17 protein-coding genes are annotated in these 23,567 nt (G+C 71.8%); 5 read left to right on the top strand and 12 right to left on the bottom strand.

Going from position 1 to position 23,567, the window contains the following annotated elements; genetic code table 11:
• The first annotated feature begins 123 nt into the window (after positions 1-123).
• Positions 124-1,635 (top strand): DUF4246 domain-containing protein, encoded by a 1,512-nt coding sequence (locus ACFW6B_RS11135; protein WP_386594407.1) that lies wholly within the window; start codon positions 124-126, stop codon positions 1,633-1,635.
• Positions 1,636-1,645: 10 nt separating this feature from the next.
• Here the strand turns inward: ACFW6B_RS11135 and ACFW6B_RS11130 are convergent, their stop codons facing one another.
• Entirely contained in the window at positions 1,646-13,081 is an 11,436-nt protein-coding gene (locus ACFW6B_RS11130) for an amino acid adenylation domain-containing protein (protein WP_386594405.1), read from the bottom strand.
• A gap of 415 nt (positions 13,082-13,496) precedes the next feature.
• Between ACFW6B_RS11130 and ACFW6B_RS11125 the strand changes: the two genes are divergently transcribed.
• Positions 13,497-13,814: a hypothetical protein gene (locus tag ACFW6B_RS11125; RefSeq protein WP_386594403.1), complete on the top strand. Its 318-nt coding sequence runs from the start codon at positions 13,497-13,499 to the stop codon at positions 13,812-13,814.
• Between the two features lie 31 nt (positions 13,815-13,845).
• Entirely contained in the window at positions 13,846-14,088 is a 243-nt protein-coding gene (locus ACFW6B_RS11120; protein ID WP_386594402.1) for a hypothetical protein, read from the top strand.
• Positions 14,089-14,295: 207 nt separating this feature from the next.
• Here ACFW6B_RS11120 and ACFW6B_RS11115 read toward each other — a convergent pair whose 3' ends face one another.
• The 9 genes from ACFW6B_RS11115 to ACFW6B_RS11075 form a co-directional block, all read right to left on the bottom strand.
• A complete protein-coding gene (locus ACFW6B_RS11115; protein WP_386594400.1) occupies positions 14,296-15,126 on the bottom strand; it encodes a tetratricopeptide repeat protein in 831 nt (276 codons plus the stop codon).
• Between the two features lie 220 nt (positions 15,127-15,346).
• Complete coding sequence (locus tag ACFW6B_RS11110) at positions 15,347-15,790, bottom strand: hypothetical protein (RefSeq protein ID WP_386594398.1); 444 nt, start codon at positions 15,788-15,790, stop codon at positions 15,347-15,349.
• A 374-nt stretch (positions 15,791-16,164) separates the two neighbouring features.
• Positions 16,165-16,374, bottom strand: a complete 210-nt coding sequence (locus ACFW6B_RS11105) for a hypothetical protein (RefSeq protein ID WP_386594396.1) — start codon at positions 16,372-16,374, stop codon at positions 16,165-16,167.
• Between the two features lie 38 nt (positions 16,375-16,412).
• Positions 16,413-16,763, bottom strand: coding sequence for a DUF5132 domain-containing protein (locus tag ACFW6B_RS11100; RefSeq protein WP_386594394.1), 351 nt, complete (start codon positions 16,761-16,763; stop codon positions 16,413-16,415).
• Positions 16,764-16,875: 112 nt separating this feature from the next.
• On the bottom strand, positions 16,876-18,018 hold the full coding sequence (locus ACFW6B_RS11095; RefSeq protein ID WP_386594392.1) for an alpha/beta fold hydrolase: 1,143 nt from the start codon (positions 18,016-18,018) through the stop codon (positions 16,876-16,878).
• Positions 18,019-18,210: 192 nt separating this feature from the next.
• A complete protein-coding gene (locus ACFW6B_RS11090) occupies positions 18,211-18,978 on the bottom strand; it encodes a thioesterase II family protein (RefSeq protein WP_386594389.1) in 768 nt (255 codons plus the stop codon).
• Complete coding sequence (locus ACFW6B_RS11085) at positions 18,975-19,166, bottom strand: hypothetical protein (RefSeq protein ID WP_386594388.1); 192 nt, start codon at positions 19,164-19,166, stop codon at positions 18,975-18,977. Before ACFW6B_RS11085 ends, ACFW6B_RS11090 begins: the two co-directional genes overlap by 4 nt.
• 51 nt (positions 19,167-19,217) lie before the next feature.
• Positions 19,218-19,523 carry a DUF5132 domain-containing protein gene (locus ACFW6B_RS11080; protein ID WP_386594386.1) on the bottom strand — a complete coding sequence of 102 codons (306 nt, stop codon included), beginning with the start codon at positions 19,521-19,523 and terminating at the stop codon, positions 19,218-19,220.
• A gap of 225 nt (positions 19,524-19,748) precedes the next feature.
• Complete coding sequence (locus ACFW6B_RS11075) at positions 19,749-21,536, bottom strand: DUF885 domain-containing protein (protein WP_386594384.1); 1,788 nt, start codon at positions 21,534-21,536, stop codon at positions 19,749-19,751.
• A 152-nt stretch (positions 21,537-21,688) separates the two neighbouring features.
• Between ACFW6B_RS11075 and ACFW6B_RS11070 the strand changes: the two genes are divergently transcribed.
• Entirely contained in the window at positions 21,689-22,153 is a 465-nt protein-coding gene (locus tag ACFW6B_RS11070; RefSeq protein ID WP_386594382.1) for an FAD-dependent oxidoreductase, read from the top strand.
• On the top strand, positions 22,150-22,494 hold the full coding sequence (locus ACFW6B_RS11065; RefSeq protein ID WP_386594380.1) for a hypothetical protein: 345 nt from the start codon (positions 22,150-22,152) through the stop codon (positions 22,492-22,494). Before ACFW6B_RS11070 ends, ACFW6B_RS11065 begins: the two co-directional genes overlap by 4 nt.
• Before the next feature lie 80 nt (positions 22,495-22,574).
• Here the strand turns inward: ACFW6B_RS11065 and ACFW6B_RS11060 are convergent, their stop codons facing one another.
• Both ACFW6B_RS11060 and ACFW6B_RS11055 read right to left on the bottom strand, forming a co-directional pair.
• A complete protein-coding gene (locus tag ACFW6B_RS11060) occupies positions 22,575-22,763 on the bottom strand; it encodes a hypothetical protein (protein ID WP_386594378.1) in 189 nt (62 codons plus the stop codon).
• 30 nt (positions 22,764-22,793) lie between these two features.
• On the bottom strand, positions 22,794-23,537 hold the full coding sequence (locus ACFW6B_RS11055) for an SRPBCC family protein (RefSeq protein WP_386594376.1): 744 nt from the start codon (positions 23,535-23,537) through the stop codon (positions 22,794-22,796).
• Between the last annotated feature and the right edge of the window lie 30 nt (positions 23,538-23,567).

Raw genomic sequence — 23,567 nt, 5'->3', positions numbered from 1 at the left:
AAGGAGATCCCGTCGGTCCGCGCCGGTCCCGGGCGAGTTCCCGGGACCCCGGACAGGGCTGCGTTGTCAGTCCGCTGAAGTAGCCTTCCCACCACCGCACACCGACCGGGAAGACCGAGAGAATTGACTGACCTGACTGCTTTTCCCCTGCCCTTTCACGCTTCCCGTTCCATATCGTTCGCGACGCCGCGAACGCTGCGGGAACTCCAGATGATGGAGTGCAGTTCACACATCAGGGCGAAGCCCGGATGGTTCGACAAGATGAACGACGCCGGCATCGTGGCCAGGTGGACACAGGAGGCGGTCGCCCAGGGCCTCACCGAAGCCCAGGTCCGTTACGTGCTCGACGAACTCGCGCACTACGCCGCGCTGCGGGACGGACGAACCGGCGTCGAGGTGTCCGCCGTCGACGGGGTGTGGCAGTCGGACACACTGGTCGACGACGAGCTCGCGTCCCGGCTGCGCGAGGCGGTCCGGGTTCTGGAGGAGGTCCCCGAGGCGGAGAAGGACTGGCATCCCGGATCCGACGGCCAGGTGCTGGACCTGGTCCATCCCTCACTGTTCTGTCTGGTGAAAGAAGCGAGCGGCGCACCCGAGCACGCTTGGCAGAACCCGACGAACCGCTACTCGAAGTACGAATTCTCGGAGAAGTTCCAGTGGCTGCCCACGGACGTCGACGTCAGTGACGACGGCGATGTCGCCTTCCGCTCGTACGTCAACAACGTCCACCCCGAGACTCACGGCGAACTGGCCTCCGTCCTGCCGGACTTGTTCGCGCGCATGCGCCCCCTGCTGGAGAACGTGCTGACCGATCTGCGTCATCCGCGGCCCCTGCGGATCGAGGCCGATCCTTACGGGTGGTACGGGTCGGAGGAGCCGAAGTATCCGGACAAATCCTCCTACGGTGATGACGACGCCTACACGGAAGCCATCCGCGTGTGGGAAGCGGCTCAGGACGACTGGTGGGAGAACCGCCGCCCGGCCGTCCCGGACGCCCCGGCCTTCACCCCGCCCGGGTCACCCGACGGATCCGCCCGGGTCGACCTGCGCGGCAGCCGTCTCCAGGTCATCGTCAAGCTCGCCACCATTCATCTCACCCCGGACAAGCCCGAGTACGCCGGGGGCTCCTGGCACGTCGAGGGGATGCTGAACGAGCGGATCGTCTCGACCGGCATCTACTACTGGGACAGCGAGAACATCACCGAGAGCCGGCTGAGTTTCCGGGCGGCGCTCGACGACCCGAACTACGAACAGAACGACGACAACGGTCTGCGCGAGGTCTACGGCCTGGAGGACGAGGACGCGCTGAACCAGGTGCTGGGATCGGCGGCGACCCCGGCGGGCCGCTGCCTGGCGTTCCCGAACATCCTGCAGCACCGCGTCGGATCGTTCCGCCTGGCGGACGAGACCCGCCCGGGACATCGCAAGATTCTCGCGTTCTTCCTGGTCGACCCGTCGGAAAGGATCGTCTCGACCTCCGATGTGCCGCCGCAGCAGCCGTGGTCGGACACCTCGACCATGACGCTCGAACAGGCCGAGGAGTACCGCGAACAGCTCATGAAGGAACGCAAGTTCTTCGTCGACGAGCACAACGAGCAGCTCTACGAGCGGGAGTTCTCCCTCTGCGAGCACTGAGCCTTCCCGGTCACTGCGCCAGCTTGCGGGCGATCACCTCCATGATCTGGCCCGCGGGCCTGGGCATGTGCAGGTCGTGGTGCGAGGCGTCCACGTCGTACTCCTCGACGGAACCGAGGACGTACGGCCTCCACAGCGGCCCGTACGACGACTGTCCGTCGGTCTTGTCCGACTTCGCGTTGAAGTAGAGGATGTCCCCGCGGTAGACCGGTGACGCGAAGACGGCCATCTTGTTGAGGTTGTTGGCGCCGACCTTCGACATGTCCTCCAGGAAGCCGTCCAGGTTGTCGGTGTTCATGTACTGGCCGAAGACCTCCTCGACGTCACCCCGGTACATCGCCGCCGTCCTGCCGGCCACCTGCTTGAACGGGCTGTCCGGGGCGGTGGTCGCCGGTGGGGCGTCCAGGACCGCCACGAGGCCGACGCGGTGGCCGCGCCGGTCCAGTTCCGCCGCGGCGGCGTGCACGACGGGGCCGCCGAAGGACCAGCCGATCAGGTGGTACGGGCCTTCCGGCTGGACGGCGAGGATCTGGGCGAGGTAGTCGTCGATCATCTCCTCCACCGAACCGGCCAGCGGGTCCTTGCCGTTGGAGCCGCGGGACTGCAAGGAGTACGCCGCCCGGTCCCGCAGGTACGGCGCGAAGGTGAAGAACGCCCAGCCCAGGCCGCCGCCCCCGTGGAAGAACCACACCGGCGGCTTGCCCGTCCCGGGGTCCCTGTTCAACGGCAGTACGACCCCGTACGAGTCGCTCTGGTCGTCCGGGGTGCCGCCGACGATCACCAGCCCGCCCAGTTCGGCCACCGTGGGATGGTCGGTGATCGTCTCGACGGGCAGGTCGACGCCGAACTCCTCGAGGATGCGGACGCTCAGGCGAGTGGCCAGGTGGAGACTCCCCCCGAGCGCGAAGAAGTCGTCGTCGACGCCGACCCCGTCCAGGCCGAGCAGGTCTCCGAAGAGGGCGCACAGCTTCTCCTCGTGGGAGTTGCCCGGCCCACGGCCGCTCCGGGTGGTGGCGCGCCGCGCGGGCAGTGCTCGTGGGTCCTCCGGCACCTCGACCGCGCCGACCGGCGACCGCGGGTCGGCGGCCAACCGCTCCAGCACCGACACGAATCCGGCGGCGACGGCCTCGGCCGTGCCCCGGTCGAACAGCCGGGTCGCGTAGACGAGGTCGCCTCGCAGCGCCCCCGAGCCGTCCTCGGCGAGACTGAACTGCAGGTCGGCCAGGGCGGTGGGCGTGAGGTGCTGCTCGAACTCCACCCCCAGTCCGCCGAGTTCGAGCTCCCGCTTCTCGAAGTTCTGCCAGGCGAACATGACCTGGAACAGCGGCTGGTAGGCCGCGGAGCGCTCCAGGTCGAGGGCCTCGACCAGTATCTCGAACGGCAGGTCCTGGTGTTCGTAGGCCGCCAGCGCCTTGTCCCGCACCCGTACGAGCAGGTCCGCGAACGACGGGTCGCCGGAGAGGTCCACCCGCAGCACCTGGGTGTTGACGAAGAACCCGATCATGTCGGCCAGTCCTTCGTCGGTGCGGCCGGCGATCGGGTTGCCGATCGCCACGTCCTCGCCGCCGCCCAGCCTGCTCAGCAGCACGCCCAGCGCGGCCTGGACGACCATCGACAGGGTCATGCCGCGCTCGTCGGCCAGCTTCCGCAGCCGGGCCACCGGCTCCGGTGCCACCACGATGTCGACCATGTCGCCCTCGGAGTCCCTCACCGCGGGCCTCGGCCGGTCCAGCGGAAGGTTCAACGGCTGTGGCACCCCGTCCAGTTCCTTGCGCCAGTACTCGGCCTGCGCCGCGGCCAGGCTGTCCGGGTCCGCCACGTCACCGAGCAACTCGCGCTGCCACAGCGCGTAGTCCCTGTACTGCGCGGCCAACGGCTCCCACCGCGGCTCCCGACCGTCCAGACGCGCGCTGTACGCCTCCGCCAGGTCGCGTGCCAGCGGCGCTCCCGAGCTGCCGTCCGTGGCGATGTGGTGGACGACCAGAACCAGGACGTGTTCCTCGGGAGAGCGGCGCAACAGGGTTGCCCGGAAAGGTATTTCGACCGCCAGGTCGAACCGGTGCGCGACGGCCTCGTCGATCGCGCGGGACTCGTCCTCGGGCGCCACGTCGACCAGCGGCACCCGCACCGGCGCCTCCGGGAGGATACTCGGCCGAGGCTCGCCGTCGTCATCCGTCACGTACGTGGTGCGCAGGATCTCGTGCCGGGCGACCACGTCACCGATCGCGGCGGTCAGGGCGGCCTCGTCCAGCGGCCCGGTCAGCCGGAACACCGGGGAGACGTTGTAGGTGGCCGCGCCACGGTCGAGTTGGTGCAGGATCCACATGCGGCGTTGCGCGAAGGACAGCGGAGTCGCGGCGTCCGGCCGTGTCCGGTCGCGCCGCGCGAACGGGAGCCGACGCGGAGCGGCCGTGCTGTCCGCCCACTCGGCGAGCGCGGCCACCGTCGGCAGGTCGAAGACCGTGCGGATGGGTATCTCCGTTCCCGTCTCGGCCCGGACCCGGTTGATCAGCCTGGTGGCCAGGAGCGAGTGCCCGCCGAGGGCGAAGAAGTCGTCGTCGACGCCGACCCTCTCCAGGCCGAGCAGTTCGCCGAAGAGGGCGCACAGCTTCTCTTCACGGGCGTTGCGCGGCCCCTGGCCGCTCACGGTGGTCGTGTGCTTCGCGGGCAGCGCCCGTCGGTCGATCTTGCCGGCCGGGGTGAGCGGGAGCCGCGAGAGCGGTACGACGGCGGCCGGGACCATGTAGTCCGGGAGGCGTTCGCGCAAGTACTCGGGCAGTGCGGCCAGCAGCGGACCGATCGCCTTGGCGAGCGCGGGGGCGTTCACCCGGATCCGGCCGACCGCACCGCTGGGAACGAACCCTCCGGTGACGGCCCGCCGCCGCCCCTTCCGTCCCTTCCGCTCGGGCTGCTCGGGCTGCTCGGGCTGCTCGGGCTGCTCGGGCTGCTCGGGCTGCTCGGGCAAGAGGATCGCGTCGAAGCAGTGGACGGTCTCGCCCGACCAGGTGAGGACCGTGTCCAGACCCTGCCGCCGCGCCCAGGCGGCGAGGTCCTCCGGATCGAGCGGCTCGCCGGAGGAGGCGACCGTGCCCCGGCCGCCGGTGGGGTTCGCCGCGGCGGCCTCCCCGGTCAGGCGCGCGTTGGGGATGCCGGTCACCCGCAGCGGGCCGCCCGCCCGCGCCACGCGGTCCGCCAGTCGGGCGAGGCCGGACACCTCGCCGCCCCACGCCACCGCGGGCACGTCCGACAGGTCCAGGACGTCGGCCGGTTCCTTGTGCAGGACGACCTCGTAGCGGTGCCGGGTCAGCTCGTTGTGCGCCTCCCCCGCCTTCAGCCGGATGTCCACCCCGCCGGCGTGCTCCCGTGCCCACTCGGCGAACCACTCCGGAGCGACCACCAGCTCCCGTTCGGCGAGCATCGCCTGCTCCGCCAGCGTCCGCACCTCGCCCGAGGACGCCTGCGGGTGCGCCGCCCCCTGGACCGCGGTGGCCAGGATCCGCTGGGTGGCGGCGTTGCGGACGTCACCGACGATCAGCCGGCCGTCCGGGGCGAGGAGTCGCATGGCCTGGCGCAGCACCCGGTCCAAGTACTCGGCGCTCGGGAAGTACTGCGCCACCGAGTTGATGATCACGGTGTCGAAGGTGCCCTGGGGCAGACCCGTGATGTCGTCGGCCGCCTGGGCACGGAGCCGGACCCGGCCGCCGTGTCCGGCTCCGTCGGCCTGGGCCCTGACCCGGTCGACGACCGTGGGCGAGAGGTCGGTGGCCCAGTACTCCTCCACCTCTCCGACGATCCTCGCCAGCAGCAGGCCGGAACCCACGCCGATCTCCAGCACCCGGCGCGGGGCGAACCGCAGCACCTGGGCCACCGCCGCGTCCCGCCACCGCCACATCTGGTCGAGCGGAATCGGCTCACCGGTGTAACTGGAGTTCCAGCCCTGGAAGTCCTCGCCCAACGTCACTTCGTCCGAAGCGGTGTAGGTGTCGTCATAGACGTGGCGCCATTCCTCGACCTGGGCGGCGGCATCGGTGACGGCGGCGTCGGGGTCGGGTTCGACGTAGGCGACCAGGCGCTGGTCGCCCTTCTGGTCCTCGCGGACCACGACGGCGGCCTGCGCGACCGAGGGATGTCCGCTGAGCACATGCTCGATCTCGCCGAGTTCGATGCGAAAGCCGCGGACCTTGACCTGGGAGTCGGTGCGGCCGAGGTATTCGACCTGGCCGTCCCTGTTCCACTTCACCAGGTCGCCGGTGCGGTACATGCGGGCGCCGGCCGGGCCGAAGGGGCAGGCCACGAACCGCTCGGAGGTGAGCCCGCTCTGGCCCAGGTAGCCGCGGGCCAGGCAGGTGCCCGCCAGGTAGAGCTCGCCGGCCACGCCCGGGGCGACGGGGCGCAGCGCGGCGTCGAGGATGTAGACCTGGTTGTTCCAGATGGGGGTGCCGATGGGGACGCGGTCGGCGCCGGGGACGTGCTGCCAGCCGGTGACCTCGACGGTGGCCTCGGTGGGTCCGTAGAGGTTGTGGGCGGCGCAGGCGGGGAGCAGGTCGGTGAAGCGGTTGGCGAGGGCGGCGGGGAAGGCTTCGGCGGCGACCTCGATCCAGCGCAGGCTGGTGCAGGTGGCGGCGGCGGGTTCGGTGACGAACGCGGAGAGCAGCGAGGGCACGAAGAACGCGGCGGTGACGTGTTCGCGGTGGATCAGGTCGGCGAGGTAGGCGGGGTCGCGGCGGCCCTCGGCGCTGGCGACGACGACGCTGGCGCCCATCTGCAGGTTGGAGAACATCTCCGGCACCGAGGCGTCGAAGCTGGCCGAGGTGCTCATCAGCATCCGGTCCTCGGCCGTGACGGCGAAGTGTTCCAGGCCCCATGCGATCCGGTTGGTGATCGAGCGGTGGGCCACCGGGACGCCCTTGGGGCCGCCGGTGGAGCCGGAGGTGAAGATGACATAGGCGGCGTTGTCCGGCGACAGGTCCCGCCGCGGGTTCGTGTCCGGGTAGCCGGACACGTCGGGCAGGGTCCCGTCCAGGAGCAGCAGCGGCTTCGCGCTCGCCAGGACGTGGCGTACGCGGTCCTCGGGCAGTTCGGTGTCCAGCGGCACGTAGGCGGCGCCGGCCTTGACCACGCCGTAGACCGCGACCAGCAGGTCCACCGAGCGGGGGATCTTGACGGCGACCAGCTGCTCGGGACCTGCGCCCTGCTCGATCAGCCAGTGCGCCAGTCGGTTGGCGCGGGCGTTGAACTCGGCGTAGCTCAGCCGCTCGTGCTCGCCGATCACCGCGATGCGGTCCGGGGTGCGGGCCACCTGCGCCTCGAAGGCGTCGGGCAGGGTGGTGTCGGCGACCGGGCGGGCGGTGTCGTTGACCTGCCGCACCAGACGCTCACGCTCCTCCTGGCCCAGCACGTCGATCGCACTGAGCGGGGCCCGGGGCGAGGCGGCGACCTGCTCCAGCACCCGCACGAACCGAGCGACGATGTCGGCCGCCGCGTCGTGGTCCAGCAGGTCCTTCTGGTACTGCAGGACCAGTTGGAGCTGCGGATCGGCCGCGGCGGCCAGGATGACCGGGTAGTGCGAGCCCGCGAACGGGCGCAGCCCGGTGATGGCGACACCGGCCGAGGAGTTGGCCTCGCCGATGGCCTCCCGGTCGATGGGATACGACTCGAACACGACCATCGTGTCGAAGAGTGTGCTCAGCCCGGTGGCCTGCTGGATCTCCGCGAGGCTGTGCTGGTGATGGTCAAGGAGGCCCGACTGCCTGTCCTGCAGCTCTTCGAGCAGGCCGGCGAAGGTGGTCTGCCCGTCGCAGCGCACCCGGACGGGAATGGTGTTGATGAACAGCCCGACCATGCCGTCGACGTCCTTCACCGCGGGCGGGCGCCCGGACACCGTGGCTCCGAAGACGATGTCGGAGTGCCCGGTGAGATGCGAGAGGAGAACGGCCCAGGCACCCTGCACGAGGGTGTTGAGCGTGACGCCGAGTTCCGCGGCCCGTCGGGACAAGCCCTGCCTGCCCTCGAAGGCCACCTCGATGTTTCCGATGCCCGCGGAATCGTGCCGGGTTCCCGCGTGCGGCACGAGCAGGGTGGGTTCCTGGACGCCGTCGAGCTCGGCCGCCCACACGCGTGCGGATTCCTCGTGGTCGTGCCGGGAGAGCCAGGTGAGGAAGTCGCCGTAGTCGCGGGCGGGGGTGAGCGCGGCCGGGGCGCCGTCGGTGGCGTAGAGCAGCAGCAGGTCGCGCATCAGCAGCGGCGTGGACCAGCCGTCGAACAGCACGTGATGGGCGGTCAGGACGAGTTCGGACCGGTCGGGTTCGAGGACGGCCAGCGCCAGCCTGATCAGCGGCGGGGTGTCCGTGTCGAAGTAGGTGCTCCGGTCCCGGTCGAGGAAGCGCTCGAACTCCTCGGTGCGCTGCGGCTCTTCGGCCGCGGTCAGGTCGAGGTGCTGCCACGGCAGCGTCACCGATTCCGGTATCACCTGGACGAGATCACCGTCCGCCCGGTCGACGAACGCCGCGCGCAGGGCGGGGTGGCGGTCCAGGAGTGCCTGTCCGGCCCGCCGCATCCGCTCCGGGTCGACCTCGCCGGACAGGTGGAACACCAACTGCATGTGGTAGGCGTCGAAGGACGATCCGGCGAGCATCGCGTGGAACAGCAGTCCGGACTGCGCGGGGGTGGCCGGCCATACCTGGGCGAGCGTGCCGAAGCGGTCCTCCCAGGTGTCGATCTCGCGCTGGCCCACCGTGACCAGGGGCGCGTCGCCGGGGGTCAGTCCGCCGGCGCCGTCGGTGGTGGTGTGCCGGGCCAGGGCGGTCAGCGCACGGACCCACAGACCGGCCAGTTCGCTCACCTCGTCGCGGGAGAGGACGCCGGTGGGGAAACCGAAGTAGGCGGTCAGTTCCTCGCCGTCACCGGTGTCGGCGGCGACCGCGTTGATCTCCAGCGCGGACAGCACCTCCATGTCCGGGTCGGGCGCGGCGATCAGGTCGGTGCGCGTGGTGTCCGGGGCCCAGCCCAGGCCGCGCAGTTCCTCGGGGATGTCCGTACCGGAGGTCTTGCCGAGGTAGTTGAACCCGATCTGCGGACGGCGTGCCGCGGCCAGCACGGCGGCGGTCTCGGGGTTGAGACGGGCCAGCAGGCCGTAGCCCAGACCGGCGTCCGGTACCGCGCGCAGCTGTTCCTTGACGGCCTTGACCGCCTGCCCCGCGGCGGGACCGCCGGCGAAGGCGTCCGTCAGGTCGATGCCGGTGACGTCCAGGCGTACCGGGTACATGGCGGTGAACCACCCGAGTGTGCCGGAGAGGTCCGCGCCGGGCACCAGGTGCTCCTCACGGCCGTGGCCCTCCAGCCGGACCAGCGCCGACGACGCCGGGGTTCCGGGTACGCCGCGGGTCCGGCGCCAGCGCGCGAGGGCCAGGGCGAGGCCGGTCAGCAGGCCGTCGTCGACGCCGCCGCGGAAGACCGTGGGCAGCGTGTCGAGCAGGATCTCGGTGACGTCGGCGGGGACGCTGACGCGCACCGTGTCCACGGTGGCGGCGACATCGCGTGCGCCGTCCGGTTCCCGCGCGCCCAGGACCGGTTCGTCGCCTTCCAGGATCCGCTGCCACAGAGGCAGTTCGGCGACCCGCTCGGGACGGGCGGCCTCCTCGGCCAGGGCGTGCGTCCAGCGGCGCAGCGAGGTGCCCGTCCCCGCCGGTCGCGGGGCGGTGCCGGAGCGGACCCGCTGCCAGGCGGCCACCAGGTCGGGGACCAGGATCCGCCAGGACACGCCGTCGACGACGAGGTGGTGCAGCACGATCAGCAGTCGCCCGGTACCCGCGCCCGGGTCTGCGCCGACACCTGTACCTGTACCCGTGCCCGTGGCCGTATCCCGGTCCGTATCCGTATCCGTATCCGTGCCTGAGCCCGTGTCGGGGGTGAACCACACGAACTGCGCCATGACCCCCGCGTCCGGGTCGAGGCGGCTCGCGGCCGCGTCCAGCTCGGCCTGCACGTCGGCACCGGCGCGGGCCACCTCGCGCACCAGCGGGCCGGCGTCCACACCGCCCGTCGGCCGCATCCGCAGGCCCGGCCGCGCCCGGTCGAGCCGGGAACGCAGTACGTCGTGCCGGTCCAGGACGGCTTGCAGGGTGGCGACCAGTCCCGCGCGGTCGATTCCTTCCGGCAGGGTCAGTAGCGCGGACATGCAGAACCGTCCGATGCCGCCGCCCAGCGCGAGCACGTGCGCCGCCGTCGGCGGCAGCGGCGCCCAGCCGACGCCCCCGCCCTCCAGCTCGGCCAGCGTCACCCGCTCCTGTTCGGCCCGGCCCTCGACCAGCTCCGCGAGCCGGGCGACCGTACGGTGCTCGAAGATCTCCCGCGTACTGACGACGACGCCGCGTGCCCTGGCCCGTGCCACCACCTGGATGGAACGGATGCTGTCCCCGCCGCCGGCGAAGAAGTCGTCGTCGGCACCGATCCGTCCGGGCCCGGCGCCCAGTACGTCGGCGTACACCTCGGCGAGCACCCGCTCCGTCCCGCCGCGCGGCGCCCGGTACTCGGTACCCGCGAACTGCGGCTCCGGCAGGGCCGCCCGGTCCAGTTTCCCGTTGGCGGTCAGCGGCAGTCCGTCGAGGACCACGAGCTGGGCGGGCACCATGTAGTCGGGCAGCCGCCTGGCCGTGAACCGCCGCAGGTCCGCCATCGAGACGCCGGCGTCCAGGGCGAAGTCGCCGTCGCCGGCACCGCCGTCGACCGGCACCACGTAACCGACGAGGCGCCTGCTGCCGGAGGGGTCCTCGCACACCGTGACCACCGCCCGGCTGACCGCGGGGTGCCGGGTCAGGACGGCCTCGATCTCGGTGGGTTCGACGCGGATGCCGTTGACCTTGACCTGGTCGTCGGCGCGTCCGACGTGGTGGAGCCGGCCGTCGGCGTCCCACCGGGCCAGGTCACCGGTGCGGTACATGCGGGTGCCGGGCGGGCCGAAGGGGCAGGCGACGAAGCGTTCGGCGGTGGCGGCGGCGTTCCGGTGGTAGCCGCGGGCGACCGGTCCTGCCACGTACAGCTCCCCGGTCACGCCCGGTGCGACGGGGGCCAGTTCGGGTCCGAGGACGTGGGCGCGCATGTTGGCCAGCGGGGTGCCCACCGGCACCGAGCCGGTCCCGGTCCACTCCTGCGGGACCGTGAAGGTGGAGGCGTAGAAGCTCTCGGTCTGGCCGTAGGCGTTGACGACGCGGGTGCCGGGCAGCGTCCGGTGCACCCTGCGGACCAGGTCGCCGGAGAGCGCCTCACCGGCGAACACGACGGTGTCCACGTCGAGGCGCGGGCCTGCCGCGGGGTCGTCGGCGGTGGCGAGCTGGTCGAGGAGGGCGGCGAACACGGCCGGTACGGCGCTGACCGTGGCGCCCGACCAGGTGTCGCGCTCGGCGAGTTCGAGGACGTCGCGGACGATCTCGACGCACGCGCCGGCGGTCAGCGCGGTGAAGATCTCGAAGACGCTGACGTCGAAGTTCACCGAGGTCGCGGCCAGCATCAGGGAGCCGGCCTCGACGCCGGTGCGCCGGGCGAGGTCCCGTACGCCGTTGACGACGGCGGCGTGGGTGAGGGCGACGCCCTTGGGGGTGCCGGTCGAACCGGACGTGAACATCACGTACGCCAGGTGGTCGGGCCCGACGCCGGCCGTCGAGGCGTCGACGACGGGGCCGTCCAGGTCCAGGTCGAGGTCCAGGTCGTCGAGGTCCAGCAGCGGGGCTCGGTGACCGGCCACGGTGTGCGCGGCGGTGTGGTCGGTGAGCACCAGGGCCGGGCGGGCGGTGTCGAGCAGGAGGGAGACGCGTGCGGAGGGGTGGTCGGGGTCGACGGGCAGGTAGGCGCCGCCGGCCTTGAGGACCGCGAGCAGGGCGACGGCCAGGTCCGCGGAGCGGGGCAGGGCCACGGCGACCAGGACGTCCGGTCCGACACCGTGCTCGCGCAGCACCGCGGCCAGCCGGCCCGCGCGGGCCTCCAGCAGCCCGTACGACAGCGAGGTGCGGCCGTCCGCCACGGCGGTCGCGTGCGGGACCCGCGCCGCCCGGTCGGCGACCAGCTCCGGCACCGTCGTGGCCTCGACGGGTGCGGCCGTGTCGTTCGACCGGGCCGTCCGGACCCGCTCGTCCTCGGTGAGCACGTCCACCCCGCCGAGCCGCGTCCCGGGATCGGCGACCACCTGCCGCAGCACGCGCACGTAGCGGTCGACGAGGCTCTCGGCCGTGGCGTGGTCGAACAGCTCGGTCGCGTACTCCAGGCGTCCGTACGCCCGCCCGGAGGCGTCGGGGACGATGTTGAGGAACAGGTCGAACTTCGCCGTCTCGGTGCCCGGCCAGACAAGGGTGCCCCGCAGCCCCGGAACCTCGATCCGCGGCCACACGAACTGCCAGGCCAGCATCACCTGGAACAGCGGCTGGTAGGCGGTGGTGCGCTCCGGGTTGAGCAGCTCCACCAGGTGCTCGAAGGGGACGTCCTGGTGGTCGTACGCGGCGAGCGCCCGCTCCCGCACCTGGTCCAGCAGATCACCGAACGCGGGGTTGTGCGACAGGTCGACGCGCAGCACCCAGGTGTTGGCGAAGTACCCGATCAGGTCCTCGAGCTGTTCGTCGGGGCGGCCCTCGATCGGGCTGCCGATGGTCAGGTCGTTGCCGGCGCCGAGGTGGTGCAGCAGTACCGCGAGTGCGGCCTGGGCGACCATCGGCGCGGTGGCGCCGTGCTCGGCGGCCAGCTTCCGCACCCCGGCCAGCAGCTCGGGTTCCAGCTCGAACATGACCTCGTCGCCGCGGTGGCCGGCCGAGCCGGACCGGGGCCGGTCCAGCGGGAGCTGTACCGGCTGCGGCACACCGGCGAGTTCGCTCCGCCAGTGCTCCAGCTGCTCCGCGGCCACGCTGTCCGGGTCGCCCTCGTGGCCGAGCATCCGCCGCTGCCACACCGTGTAGTCCTTGTACTGGACCGGCAGCGGAGCCCAGTCCGGCGCGGTGCCCTGCCCGCGAGCCGCGTACGCGGACAGCAGATCCCGTACGAACGGCGCCATCGACGCCCCGTCCGCCGCGACATGGTGGAACACGAACACCACCACGTGTTCCAGCGGAGAGACACGGAACACGGTGGTCCGCAGGGGCAGGTCCCTGTCCAGCTCGAACCCCGCACGCACGGCCTCGCGCATCGCGTCGTCCACCGCGTCCGCGGCCACGCCGACCACCCGGAACGGCGGTTCCGCCTCCCCGGCGGGCAGGATGCGCTGCTCGGGAACGCCGTCCTCGTTCTCCACGAGCAGGGTGCGCAGGCTCTCGTGCCGGGAGACGACGTCCGTCACCGCCGCGGCCAGGGCCTCCGTGTCCAGCTCCCCCTCCAGGCGCAGCGCGAAGGGGATGTTGTACGTCGCGGACGGCCCCTCCAGACGGTGCAGGAACCACAGCCGTCGCTGAGCGAAGGACAACGGGATCATCGTGCTACTCCTCGGCGTTGGTCTGGCGCAGCTGGAGGCGGTCGCACCCGGCCGGTTCCCCGGTCCACCGAGCTCGTTGCGCATGCGGCCGACCAGCCGGGGTGACCAACAGAGGATGCCCACCACAGGAGGGAAATCGAAGGCCGTACGGCCTTTTCCCTATTGGTCGACTCGGCGAACTACCATCAGGCGCCATCGAATTGACTTTCCGGTCGAGCCATCGGCCGTCCGGGGAGCCGGCGGGCGAGCACCTTTTCGGCAGGGGCCGGTCGACGTGACAGGCATGACACGGGCACTTCCCGGCACGGTCCCGCGGACCGTGGCCCGTACTGCCGACGGGACATCCCGCACCGTCCACATGTGACCGGTCCGCCCCGAATCACAGAAACGCATATACCATGGGCATAATTCGCACGTGTCGGGCCGAGACGCGATCCAGTACGCCCCCGACGCGGGCCTCCTCATGATCCCGGGCGATCCCGCGAAGGACTTCGCCACGGGGTTCGCGGTCTTCGACGACTCCGTCCCCGCCCTGCGCGCGCTCGTCCTGGACCGGCTGCGGAAGGAACACGTCAGGCCGGCACCGCCCGGGGCGAAGTGCGACGCCGTCATACCCGTACGCGCGGGTCTCGTCCCCCGGCCCGACAACGACCACGACACGCGTGCCGTGTCGGTCGCCGCCTCGCCCCACCACGGCGGGTCCGTCCTCGACCGGCACATGGGCTACCTCTGAGGACGGCGAGGACGCGGACGACGCGGACCGGGTGCCCGACCGCGACGAACCGGTGTCGTGGACAGAGCAGAAGGCCTTCGGCCACGCGGTCGGTTCCGTACGGGTCCTGCTGCCCGGGCGTCAGACCGTGCGCGCCCTCGTCGACTCGCACCTGGCCGCTCGCCGGCAGGAGGCCGGCCGGCGCACGGAGAAGGAGCCGGCCCCGGCCGGTGTCGAGCGGGGCCTGCGCGGGCGCTCGCCGAACGGCTCGCCATCCGGCTGCGGGCGGACCTGAGCCACCGCGCCGCCGTCACCCTCACGGCCGAGGACCTGGGCCGCCTCCCGGAGATCTTCGCGGACTGGCTCCCCGAGAACCCGGCCGGCCGATCCCGGCCGGGGTGACCCATCAGCCCCGCCCCGGCGACCCGGTGTGGTCCCGCCCTTCACCCCGACCTGGCACGACTCCGAGTTCGCACGCCGCGCACCGGCGGACGTCGCAGGGTCAGTCGACGGGCGGAAGCATCGGGTCGGGGCGTGTGCTTCTCCACTGGTCGAGCAGACGGCGCGTGGAGGCGGCCGTCGGGTTGCCGGCGCCGAGCGCGCGTTCCATGTCGTCGACGACGGCGGCCAGTTCGTCGACCGCGGCGGCCGCGTCCGCGGGCGTGGCGTCGGAGCGTTCGTGGCGCAGGATCGTCAGGGAACTGCGGGCGACGAGGGTGATGTCGCTGTCGGGTCCGACGTTCCCGGTCGCCGTGGTGACGACGTCGGCGAAGGCCGTCTCGGCCTCGTCGGTGCGGCCGTCCTGGGAGAGCCATTCGGCGCGGCAGTAGCGGGCGGCCAGTGTGTCGGGGTGGCCGGGACCGAGGACCCGGGTGAGGTCCCCGATCAGGTCCTCCATCGCGGCGAGCCGGTCCGGCAGACCGCCGTGCTCCCCCCGCATCTGGAGGTTCAGGCTCCGGGCGGAGAGGGTGTCGGGGTGGTCCGGCCCCAGCACGCGGACGAGGTCCGGCAGCGCACGCTCCAGCCGGTACACCGCCAGGCCCACCTGCCCCCGCTGCAGTGCCATCGCCGCCGACATCGTCCGGGCGCGCAGCACTTCGGGGTGGTCCCCGCCGAGCCGCCACTGTGCCACGGCGATCGGGAGGGGAATCTCGCGGTGCGCGAGACGCACGAGTGTGAAGACCGCGCTCACGGCCACGCAGAGGTGCAACCAGAGCAGCACGCCGATCGGCACGAACAAGGCGCCCACCGCGGAAGCCACGAGGCCGCCCAGGGGCCAGCGCCATGCCCTGGACAGTCGCCTCACACGCCGCACCTGCTTCACACTCCCCATGCGAACAGCATGTCGTCCCCCGCGATCGAAAGGCAAGACCGAAAGGCAAGACCCGAAGTCCCCTGCCCCGGGCTCCCGTTGGGGCAGGACGACGGTGGGTCCGAGCCTTCGCGACGGACCGGGGAGCACGGCTTCGCCGCCTCATGTGTGAGGGGGTGTCAGCCGTGTCCTCGATGATCGGCCGGGCCGTCAGCGTCGTTTCGGCGAGAGGCGAAAGGGGTCAGCGCTCCAGGTCCGCGCGCATCGCGACGAAGAGCTTCCCCGCGTCGGCGAGGGTGCTGTTCTCGAAGAGCGCGACGGCTGCCGTCCCCTCGTCGGCCCAACCGCAGATGACGTTGCCGTCCTCGCTGAGCGAGGCGAGCAGGCACTCCACCGAGCCGCCGAGCGGTCCCGTCTCCACCGGCTCCGCCTGCGGGTTCCCCAGCTCCGGATCCCACTGGATGTGCTCGAGCATGCCCCGGAACAGGTGCTCACGGCGCTTGTTGGTGTCCTCGGGCACGTGGTCGACGCCCTCGAACAGCACCGGTGCGCCCTTCACGTCGCCGTAATTGCCGGTGACCAGTTTCATGCCGTCCCGCATCTCGCCCGGGTCGACGGGCACGTCCGTCAGGGCCTTGTCGCCCGTCAGCTTGTCCAGACCGCCCGCCGTGGACGCGTCCACCAAGGTGCGCGGACCACTGGGCTTAGCGGTGGGCTTAGCGGTGGGCGTCGGCGACACGGATCCGGAGGCGTTTCCGCTCGGAGAAGCGACGGGAAGATCCGCCTCCTCTCCCTTGCAGCCACCGACCGTCAGGATCGCCAGTGCCACAACGGCCGTCAGGCCCGCTCTTCTCGCGGATGCACGCTTCATGGAATTCCCTGCTGCTCGACTCACGGTTCATCGCCGCCAGGGCGGCGACCATGACCAGTGACGAGTCTTTCCGGCCACACGGTTCCCGCCTCCCCGGACTGTCCGTGCGGGGTGCCGTCGCCTCGGTCGGCCGGATGGGGGGACGGGCGTCGTCCCCTGCAGGTGCGTCGTCGTCTTCGCCGGGAGAATCAACCTGTTCGAACGCGGCCGTGCCGGCCGGGCCGATCGAGCGGGAGACAGCCCATCAGCTGGTGGGCGGCCTCGAAGTCGTCGGCGGGAACGCCTCGTACGGTGTGATCGAACGTCCTGTGCCCGCGGGCCGCCGTACCGTGGTCGTCCGCTCGACCGGCCGGCAGGCCGAAGCCGGCGGTCAGGACGAGGCGGGGCGGTCGCGTCATCTCGTCCTGACCGCCGGCTTCTCGCGGGCCGACGGAGTTCAGCCGACCGTCGCGCCGTGCCCCGTCATCTCGCCGTCGACTTTCATACGACGCGTGCGGGCCGAGCTCGCCATCTTCTCGGCGGCCACTTCGGCGGTGAGGCCCTGAATCTCCTCGCCCGCCTCGATGACCGCACGCCTGACTTCGAGGCTCAGACCGACCGACGCCTTGATGACACCTCGTACCAGAGGTTTCCCCACTCTTTTGACCAGGGGGGCCGCCAGCATGCCGGCGATGAAGGGAGGAACTGCAGGGAGCATGTGTGAACCCTCTTCTTGTGTACACAGCACGACTGCCGACGCCGCACGAGCCGATACCGTCTGGCCGGCATGGCCGGGCAGGAATTTCACCCCCCACGAAAAACACGATAGTCGGGCCTCTACCGATGTGCCCGTAGACGCCGGGACTGTTCATTCGTTCGGGCGGAAGCGCTCCGGAGCGGGTCGTCGCCGCGCAACGGGATCAGGACGGGTCCGGCGCACCCGGGCCGCACCGGTCCAGCAGTGAGTCCACCACCTGTACGACGAACTCGGGTACCCGGTCAGGGAAATCGTGGCCGGTCCCCTCGGGGGTGTAAACCCTCCGGCTCCTGCTGGAGGCCATGAGGAACCGGTCTCTCACGGTGAGGAAGAAGTGCCGTACCCGGGCGCTCTCCTCCGGATCGTCGACCGCGTCGAAGATCTCTCCACCGCCCGTCAGATCCCGTGGCGCCACGAGAAGAAGGGGAAGCGAGCCGAGTTCACCGTCGTGCACGGCCGTCTGCCAGCCGTCCCTGGTGATGCCGTCCGGCGACAGCTCTCTCAGGATCGACGCCGCGGCGCAGTTCGCCCTGGTCCTGAGCTCGATCATGGCGAGAACCCGCGCCGGGTCCTCGGGGGCGTGCGTCTCCTCCTTGCCCGCGAGGGCGTGGAGGCCGAAGAGGTGGCGCAGTGCGAGGACGGTCTGGTCCCTCGAGGCACGCCGCAGCCCCGGAAGAGCCGGGCCGAAGGCGACGGCGTCGAACGGGGTGGGGTCGAGCAGCACCAGACCGGCCATCAGGTCGGGGCGGCGCCTGGCGGCGTTGGCCATGAGCAGTCCCCCGAACGAGTGCCCCACGAAGACGTAGGGCCCCTTCTCACCGGCCCGTTCCAGTGCCGTGAGCAGTTCGACGGCTTCCGTCGCCGTCGTACGCGGGAACGGGCCCGGGTCGCTCCAGCCGGACCCCGGACGGTCCACCAGGACCGAACGCGTCCGTTCCCGTGCCAGCGCGTGCAACCGGTACATGGCGTACCCGCCGGCATGGCCGCCGGGCATCCAGACCACGGTGGGCCCAGGTCCGGTGTCCCCCTCGGCCAGGACGTGCATGCGGTGGCCGCCCACGTCGACCATGCGTCCGGGTGCCGGATACCTCACCCGTACCCGGGTCACGTGCACCAGATGGCGGAACGACCCGAGGCCGAGCGCGAGGGACGCGCCCACCAGCGCACCGCCGAGAATCCGCCGGCCGGGCCCCCGGGTGACACACCACGCACCCGCGACCGCCGGCGGCAGAGCGATGGCCAGTCCGGCCCAGTCCCGGCTGAGCAGTCGGAGTGCCACGTCGGCGGCACGTGTGCCCGGTCGCATCGTTCCCTCTCCGTCCCGGCCTTCTCATGGCCGATGCCGGAAACGCCGCGCACGTCTCGGCGCCCGGCACGACCATCGTCCCCCGGGAACCCCGCGCGCGCCATGCGCGGTGTCGGGCGCCGCCTCCCGCACAGCCCTGCGGGCAGCCGCCGACGCCGTGGATCCACGGGTTCCCGGCACGGGCGTACCCCGTCAGGTCCGGGCCGCGTCGCACGCGCGCGCGAGGCGTGCCGCCACGTCCGTAACCACTTCGGCTTCCCGTGGCACGAGGTAGAAGTGGTCCCCGGGGAACGATCGCAGCTCGAAGGAACCCGGTGCGGCGAGGTCGGACCAGGCGAGGACCCGGTCGAGCGCGCAGCTCGAATCGTCCTGGCCGACGTATGCGGTGATCGGGGCCTTGACCGGAGCCGGGTTCGGGGGGTGGTAGCCCTCGATCAGCCGGTAGTCCGAACGGAGGGCGGGCAGCAGCAGGTCACGCAGCTCCGGGATGTCGTAGGCCTCCGAGTGCAGGTCTCCGAGGCCCCGGACATGGGTGATCAGGGTTTCGTCGTCGGTGTCGTGCAGCGCGGCGCGTTCGGCCCGTCGGGGGGCTTCGTGCGCGGAGACCAGCAGGTGTTCGGGGACGATGCCGCGGGCGTCGAGCCGCAGGGCCACCTCGTAGGCGACGCAGGCGCCCATGCTGTGCCCGAAGAACGCCAGCGGCCGGTCGAGCCAGGGCCGCAGTGCGTCCTCGACCGTGTCGGCCAGGGTGGCCATGTCCTCGACGCAGGCTTCCGCCAGCCGGTCCTGGCGTCCTGGGTACCGGACGGCGAGCACCTCGACGTCCTCCGGCAGCAGTGCGGGCCAGTTGTGGAACAGCTGCGCCGTGCCGCCTGCGTGGGGGAAGCACACCAGCCGGAGCCTGGGGTCCGCCGCGCGCCGGTGGACCCGGAACCATTTCTTCGCGTCGGTCGCCGTCATCGCCGACGGAACCCACGCAGGTTCGGGGAGTCGAGCTTGGAGAGAAAGGCGGGAAGCTGCTCCACCGCCCTCCTGGACACGTACGCGGTCTGCACGGTGTGGCGCAGGCGATCGGTCACGACGAGTTTGTAGGCACTGCCTTCCTGGACGAGTTCCGCGGAATACAGGGGGATTTCGGTCGTGGACATCTGACCTGCCTCCAAGGGAAATCACGTTCTCGCAGAGAACCGTGTCCGGGATCAGTGCGCCTTGGCCGCGGCCGGTGCGGCGCCGTGGGCCTTTCCGGTGGATCTGTTCTCGCCGACGCCCCGCGGGGCGTCGGTGCCGTGCTCGGCTCCTTGTGTCATCTGGTCCGCGAGCATTTCGGCTGTCGCCTCGGCCGCGAGGTCCTGGATTCCCTCGCCGGCTTCCCGGACGGCCCGCTGGAATTCGACTCCCAGGCTCACCGACGTCTTGACGATCCCCCGCACCAAGGGCTTGCCCAGCCTTTTGGCCAGGGGAAGAACGATCAGGCCGATCAGAAAGGGAGGTACTACAGGAGGCATGGCACAACATCCTTCTCTTCTGCCGAGGAGGTGGTGACGGAAAGGACGATGAAAGACGAACAGAGGAAACAGGAGGTGAACGGGGAAGAATTCGACGGAACGCACACGTCCCGCATCACCGGCCCCACGTCCTTCATCACAGAGAGTATCCGAGGCCGGGAAGGCGGCTACGAATTCCCCGCCGCCTTCACTCATTCGAGTAGGGCGGCCTTCCCTGACGGCGGTTCAGGCCGTTCGACGGCCGGGCCCGAGGTCGTACGCCGCCTCCGGACGACCGCCGTCGCCTCGCCGGCGGTCGAACGCCCCGCGCAGTTCTCTCGCCGCCCGTCGGCGCAGGGCGGGGAACGGCAGCGTGCCGCCGGACAGCACGACCTCGTGGAAGGCGCGCACGTCGAACGCGGCGCCCGCCTCGCGTTCGCACGCCGCCCGCAGCGCCGTGAACTCCGCATGACCCGCCCGGTACGTCAGCGCCTGCCCCGGCAGGTCGGTCGCGTAGCGCAGCGACTCGGTCGTGATCTGCCCTTCGGACTCGGCCGCCGCGTGGGCGCGCATGAAGGCGCGCGCCTCCTCCAGCGTCATCGTCCCGAGGTTGAGGCCGGTGTCGACGACGAGGCGCTGCGCGGTGAACCGTTCGTGGGCCAGTCGTCCGTACGCGTCCCACGGGTCGTCGTACAGCCCCATCTCCCAGCCGAGCCCCGCCGCGTACTCCGCCCATCCCTCCTCGAACCCGCTGAAGGCCGTCAGTTCGCGCCGCAGGTCGGGCAGTGCGGTGTTCTCGGCCTGACGGGCGAGGTGGAAGTGGTGCCCCGGCGACAGCTCGTGGTAGATCAGCGCGGCCGCGCCGAGCAGTGACCGGTGTGCCAGGTCCGAGGCGTTGTAGCGGTAGCGTCCCTCCGGTCTCCCGGGGGTCGGCGGTTCGTAGTAGCCGAACGTCATCGACCCCTCCAGCGCCGGGTCGAGCCGGGCCACGCCGTAGGGGGCGCGGGGCAGCACCGCGAACCAGCGCGGCAGCAGCGGCGCGAGGCGGTCGAGGTGTCCGCGGTAGCGGGCCTCGACCTCCTCCGGGGCGGCGGCGTACAGGCGCGGCTCGGTCGCGAGCCGTTCGTTGAACTCCGCCTCCGTCCCCGCGAAGCCGAGCGTGCCGCGCATCTCCCGCATCCGCTCGCCGAGTTCGCGGCACTGCTCCCGGCCGAGTTCGTGGAGGCGTTCGGGCGGCACGTCGCTGGAGGTGTACGTCCTGACGAAGGCCCGGTAGGCCGCCTCGCCCTCCGGATAGCGGGCCCAGCCGACGGCCTGCGGCGCCCTCCGGAGGTGGTCCGGGTCGCTCACGAGGGCGACGAGGCGGTCGAACGCCGGCTCCAGTTCGGTGGCCACGAGCCGTTCCACCGTGTCGCGCAGGCTCACCCGGCCCGCCGCGTCGAGCCGGGTGAGCCGCCCGTCGTCCGCCCGGACGCACCGTGCCGACGAGGCCCGCAGACGGGTGAGTGTGGTGCGGACGCCGGTCAGGGCCGGAGCGGGGATGCGGAAACCCCGCTCCGCCTGCCCGGCGACCTTGTCCCCGATCGTCACGACACAGCGGGCCAGGTCCCGTACGAGGGTCACGTACCGGTCCGCGTCGGCCCGGCGCTCGAAGCGGAACGGGCGGAAGACCGTGTCACCGTACTGCTGGAGGCGGAAGAGCTGGTACGGCGTGGCGGTGGGGGTGAGCCAGTGGAAACGTCCCGCCTCCGTCTCCTGCCCGGCCAGCGCCCGGAGGAAGCCCGCCGTGTCGGCCGCGGGCCCGGACGGCTCCGCGGGCCGCAGCGCGTCCAGTCGGCTCAGCACTCCCGCCGCGAACCCGGCGCGCTCGTCGGCCTCCGCCGCGGAGACCCCCGGCAGCGACTCGACCGGCAGCCCGCGGCGCGTCCGCAGCAAGGGCTCGCGCGTGAGCAGGAAGTCCCAGTACGAGGTCGCGAGCCGGTCGACCTCCCGCGCCGCCGGGTCGTCCGATGGGTCCCCTGGGTCGATCACCATGACGCCAGTGTGCACCAGGAGATGACGAGGCGTCAGAAACAGGGGCGTGGACCGCGCGTCGGGCGGCCTCAGCCGAACCGTGCCGTCTCCCGGGGCCCGGTGGAGGGCCCGGTGCCGTTCCCTCTCGGCCCGGGGCACGGGATCGCCCGCCGGTGGCCGATGCCCCCGACGCGGGCTTCGTCGACGATCCCCGGCTCGCGGCGCAGAACCTCGCGGACGCGGCGGCCCGCGCCGGGGTGCGTTTCCTCTTCCGGCGCGCGGTCGTCGGTGTGCTGCGCGGCGGGGACCGGGTGGCGGGCGTCCGGCTCGCCGACGGCACCGCGATCACGGCGCCGGTGGTGGTCAACGCCGCCGGACCCTGGTCGGCCGCGTTCAACCGGACGGCCGGGGTCGGGGCCGAGTTCACCGTCGGGGTGCGCCCGCTGCGCCAGGAGGTCCACCAGGTGGCCGCGCCGGTCCGGTCGTGGCCGATGTCGGCCTCGGGGTCTGTCTGCGCCCCCACGGCGGACACCTCCTCGTCGGCAGCACGCTGCCCGCCTGCGACCCCAGGGAGTGGATCGACGATCCCGACGGGTGCGACCCGCGCCCGACGCCCGCCCGGTTCGAGACCCAGGTGACCCGGGCCGCGCGCCGGTTCCCGCTCCTCGGCGTTCCGAACCGGCCGTCCGGCGTCGCCGGTGTCTACGACGTCGCCGACGACTGGTCCCCCGTCTACGACCGCACCGATCTGGCCGGCTTCTACGTCGCCATGGGCACGAGCGGCAACCAGTTCAAGAACGCTCCCCTGGCGGGCCGGTTCCTCGCCGCCCCGGTCGACCGCGTCGAGGCCGGCCACGACCACGACCGCGATCCGCTGCGGTACACGGGGGAACACACGGGCCTCGTCGTCGACCTGGGTGCCTTCTCCCGCAAGCGGCCCCTGGCCGAGGGCGCCGCCTCCGGGACGGTCCTGGGCTGACGTCCGGCAGGGGTACGGGGCCGGCATCGGACGGCGGTTGACGTGCCGTCGGGCACCGGCCCCGTGAAGCCGGGAGCGGTCTACCAGAGGCCGCGTGCCGACGCCGCGCCGAGCTTGGAACTCAGCACCGACAGGAAGACCGGGAGCTTGGCCACCGCGGATTCGGGAACCGGGGTGACCTGGACCGTGTCCCGCACCACGTCCTGCACCACGAGCTTGTAGGCGCCGTCCTCCCGGACGAGTTCGGCGGCGTAGAGCAGTGTTTCCACCAGAGGTCCTTCGGTCGTGTCGTGCGGAGGTCAGGCGCCGTTGAGCCAGGCGTTCCAGGCCTTGGTGGCCAGTTCCTCGTCCGTGTCCTCGGCGAACAGGTGGTGGCCCAGCCAGATCGGCACGTTCCAGGAGCTGCCGTTGAAGAACCGGTACAGCGCGTCCGGGCCCCGCAGGCCGAGGAAGTCGGGGCTCAGCCAGTCCACGACCACCTCCGTCGGGCCGCCGTCCGTGCCGGGGAGGTCGAGCGACAGCCGGTCGCCGACGGCCGTGTCGTCGGCGAGGCCGAGGCGCCGGCGCAGGGCGGCGAAGTCGGCCGGGTCGGTGGTGGCTTCGGGGCGGATCGCCCTGACGTAGACGGCGGGGCGGCCGGCGAAGTGCGTCAGGTACTCGGGAAGGGAGTGCTGGTAGAAGTCGACGTGCTTCTCGGCCGCGTCCGCCTTGGTGTCCCAGTTCCAGGCGTCGTCGACGACGCCCGTGTGCACCCAGTGGATCCCCATCCGCAGGTGGCTCGTGCCGCCGTCGGCCGGCTCGATGCGGTAGGTGAGCGTGTTGGAGAACCCGCCGTCCTGGGTCGCCCGGACCGCGAAGTGGCGCGGCGGTTCCCACGCCACGACGGTGCTGTCGCCGCGCGTGGCCTTCCCGCCGACGCGCGGTTCGACCTCCATCGGGTACAGCCAGCCGAGGTTGCCCGCGCCGGTGGCGACCGCGTCCCAGACCTGCTCGGGCGTGGCGGGCAGGTCCTGTTCCCGGCGGACCTCGAGCTCTTTGGCCATGGTCGGTTCTCCTTCGTCGTCGTTCATGGG

This window comes from Streptomyces sp. NPDC058751 (assembly GCF_042746485.1).
Classification (GTDB): Bacteria; Actinomycetota; Actinomycetes; order Streptomycetales; family Streptomycetaceae; genus Streptomyces.
This window is presented reverse-complemented; position numbering and strand designations above follow the sequence as displayed.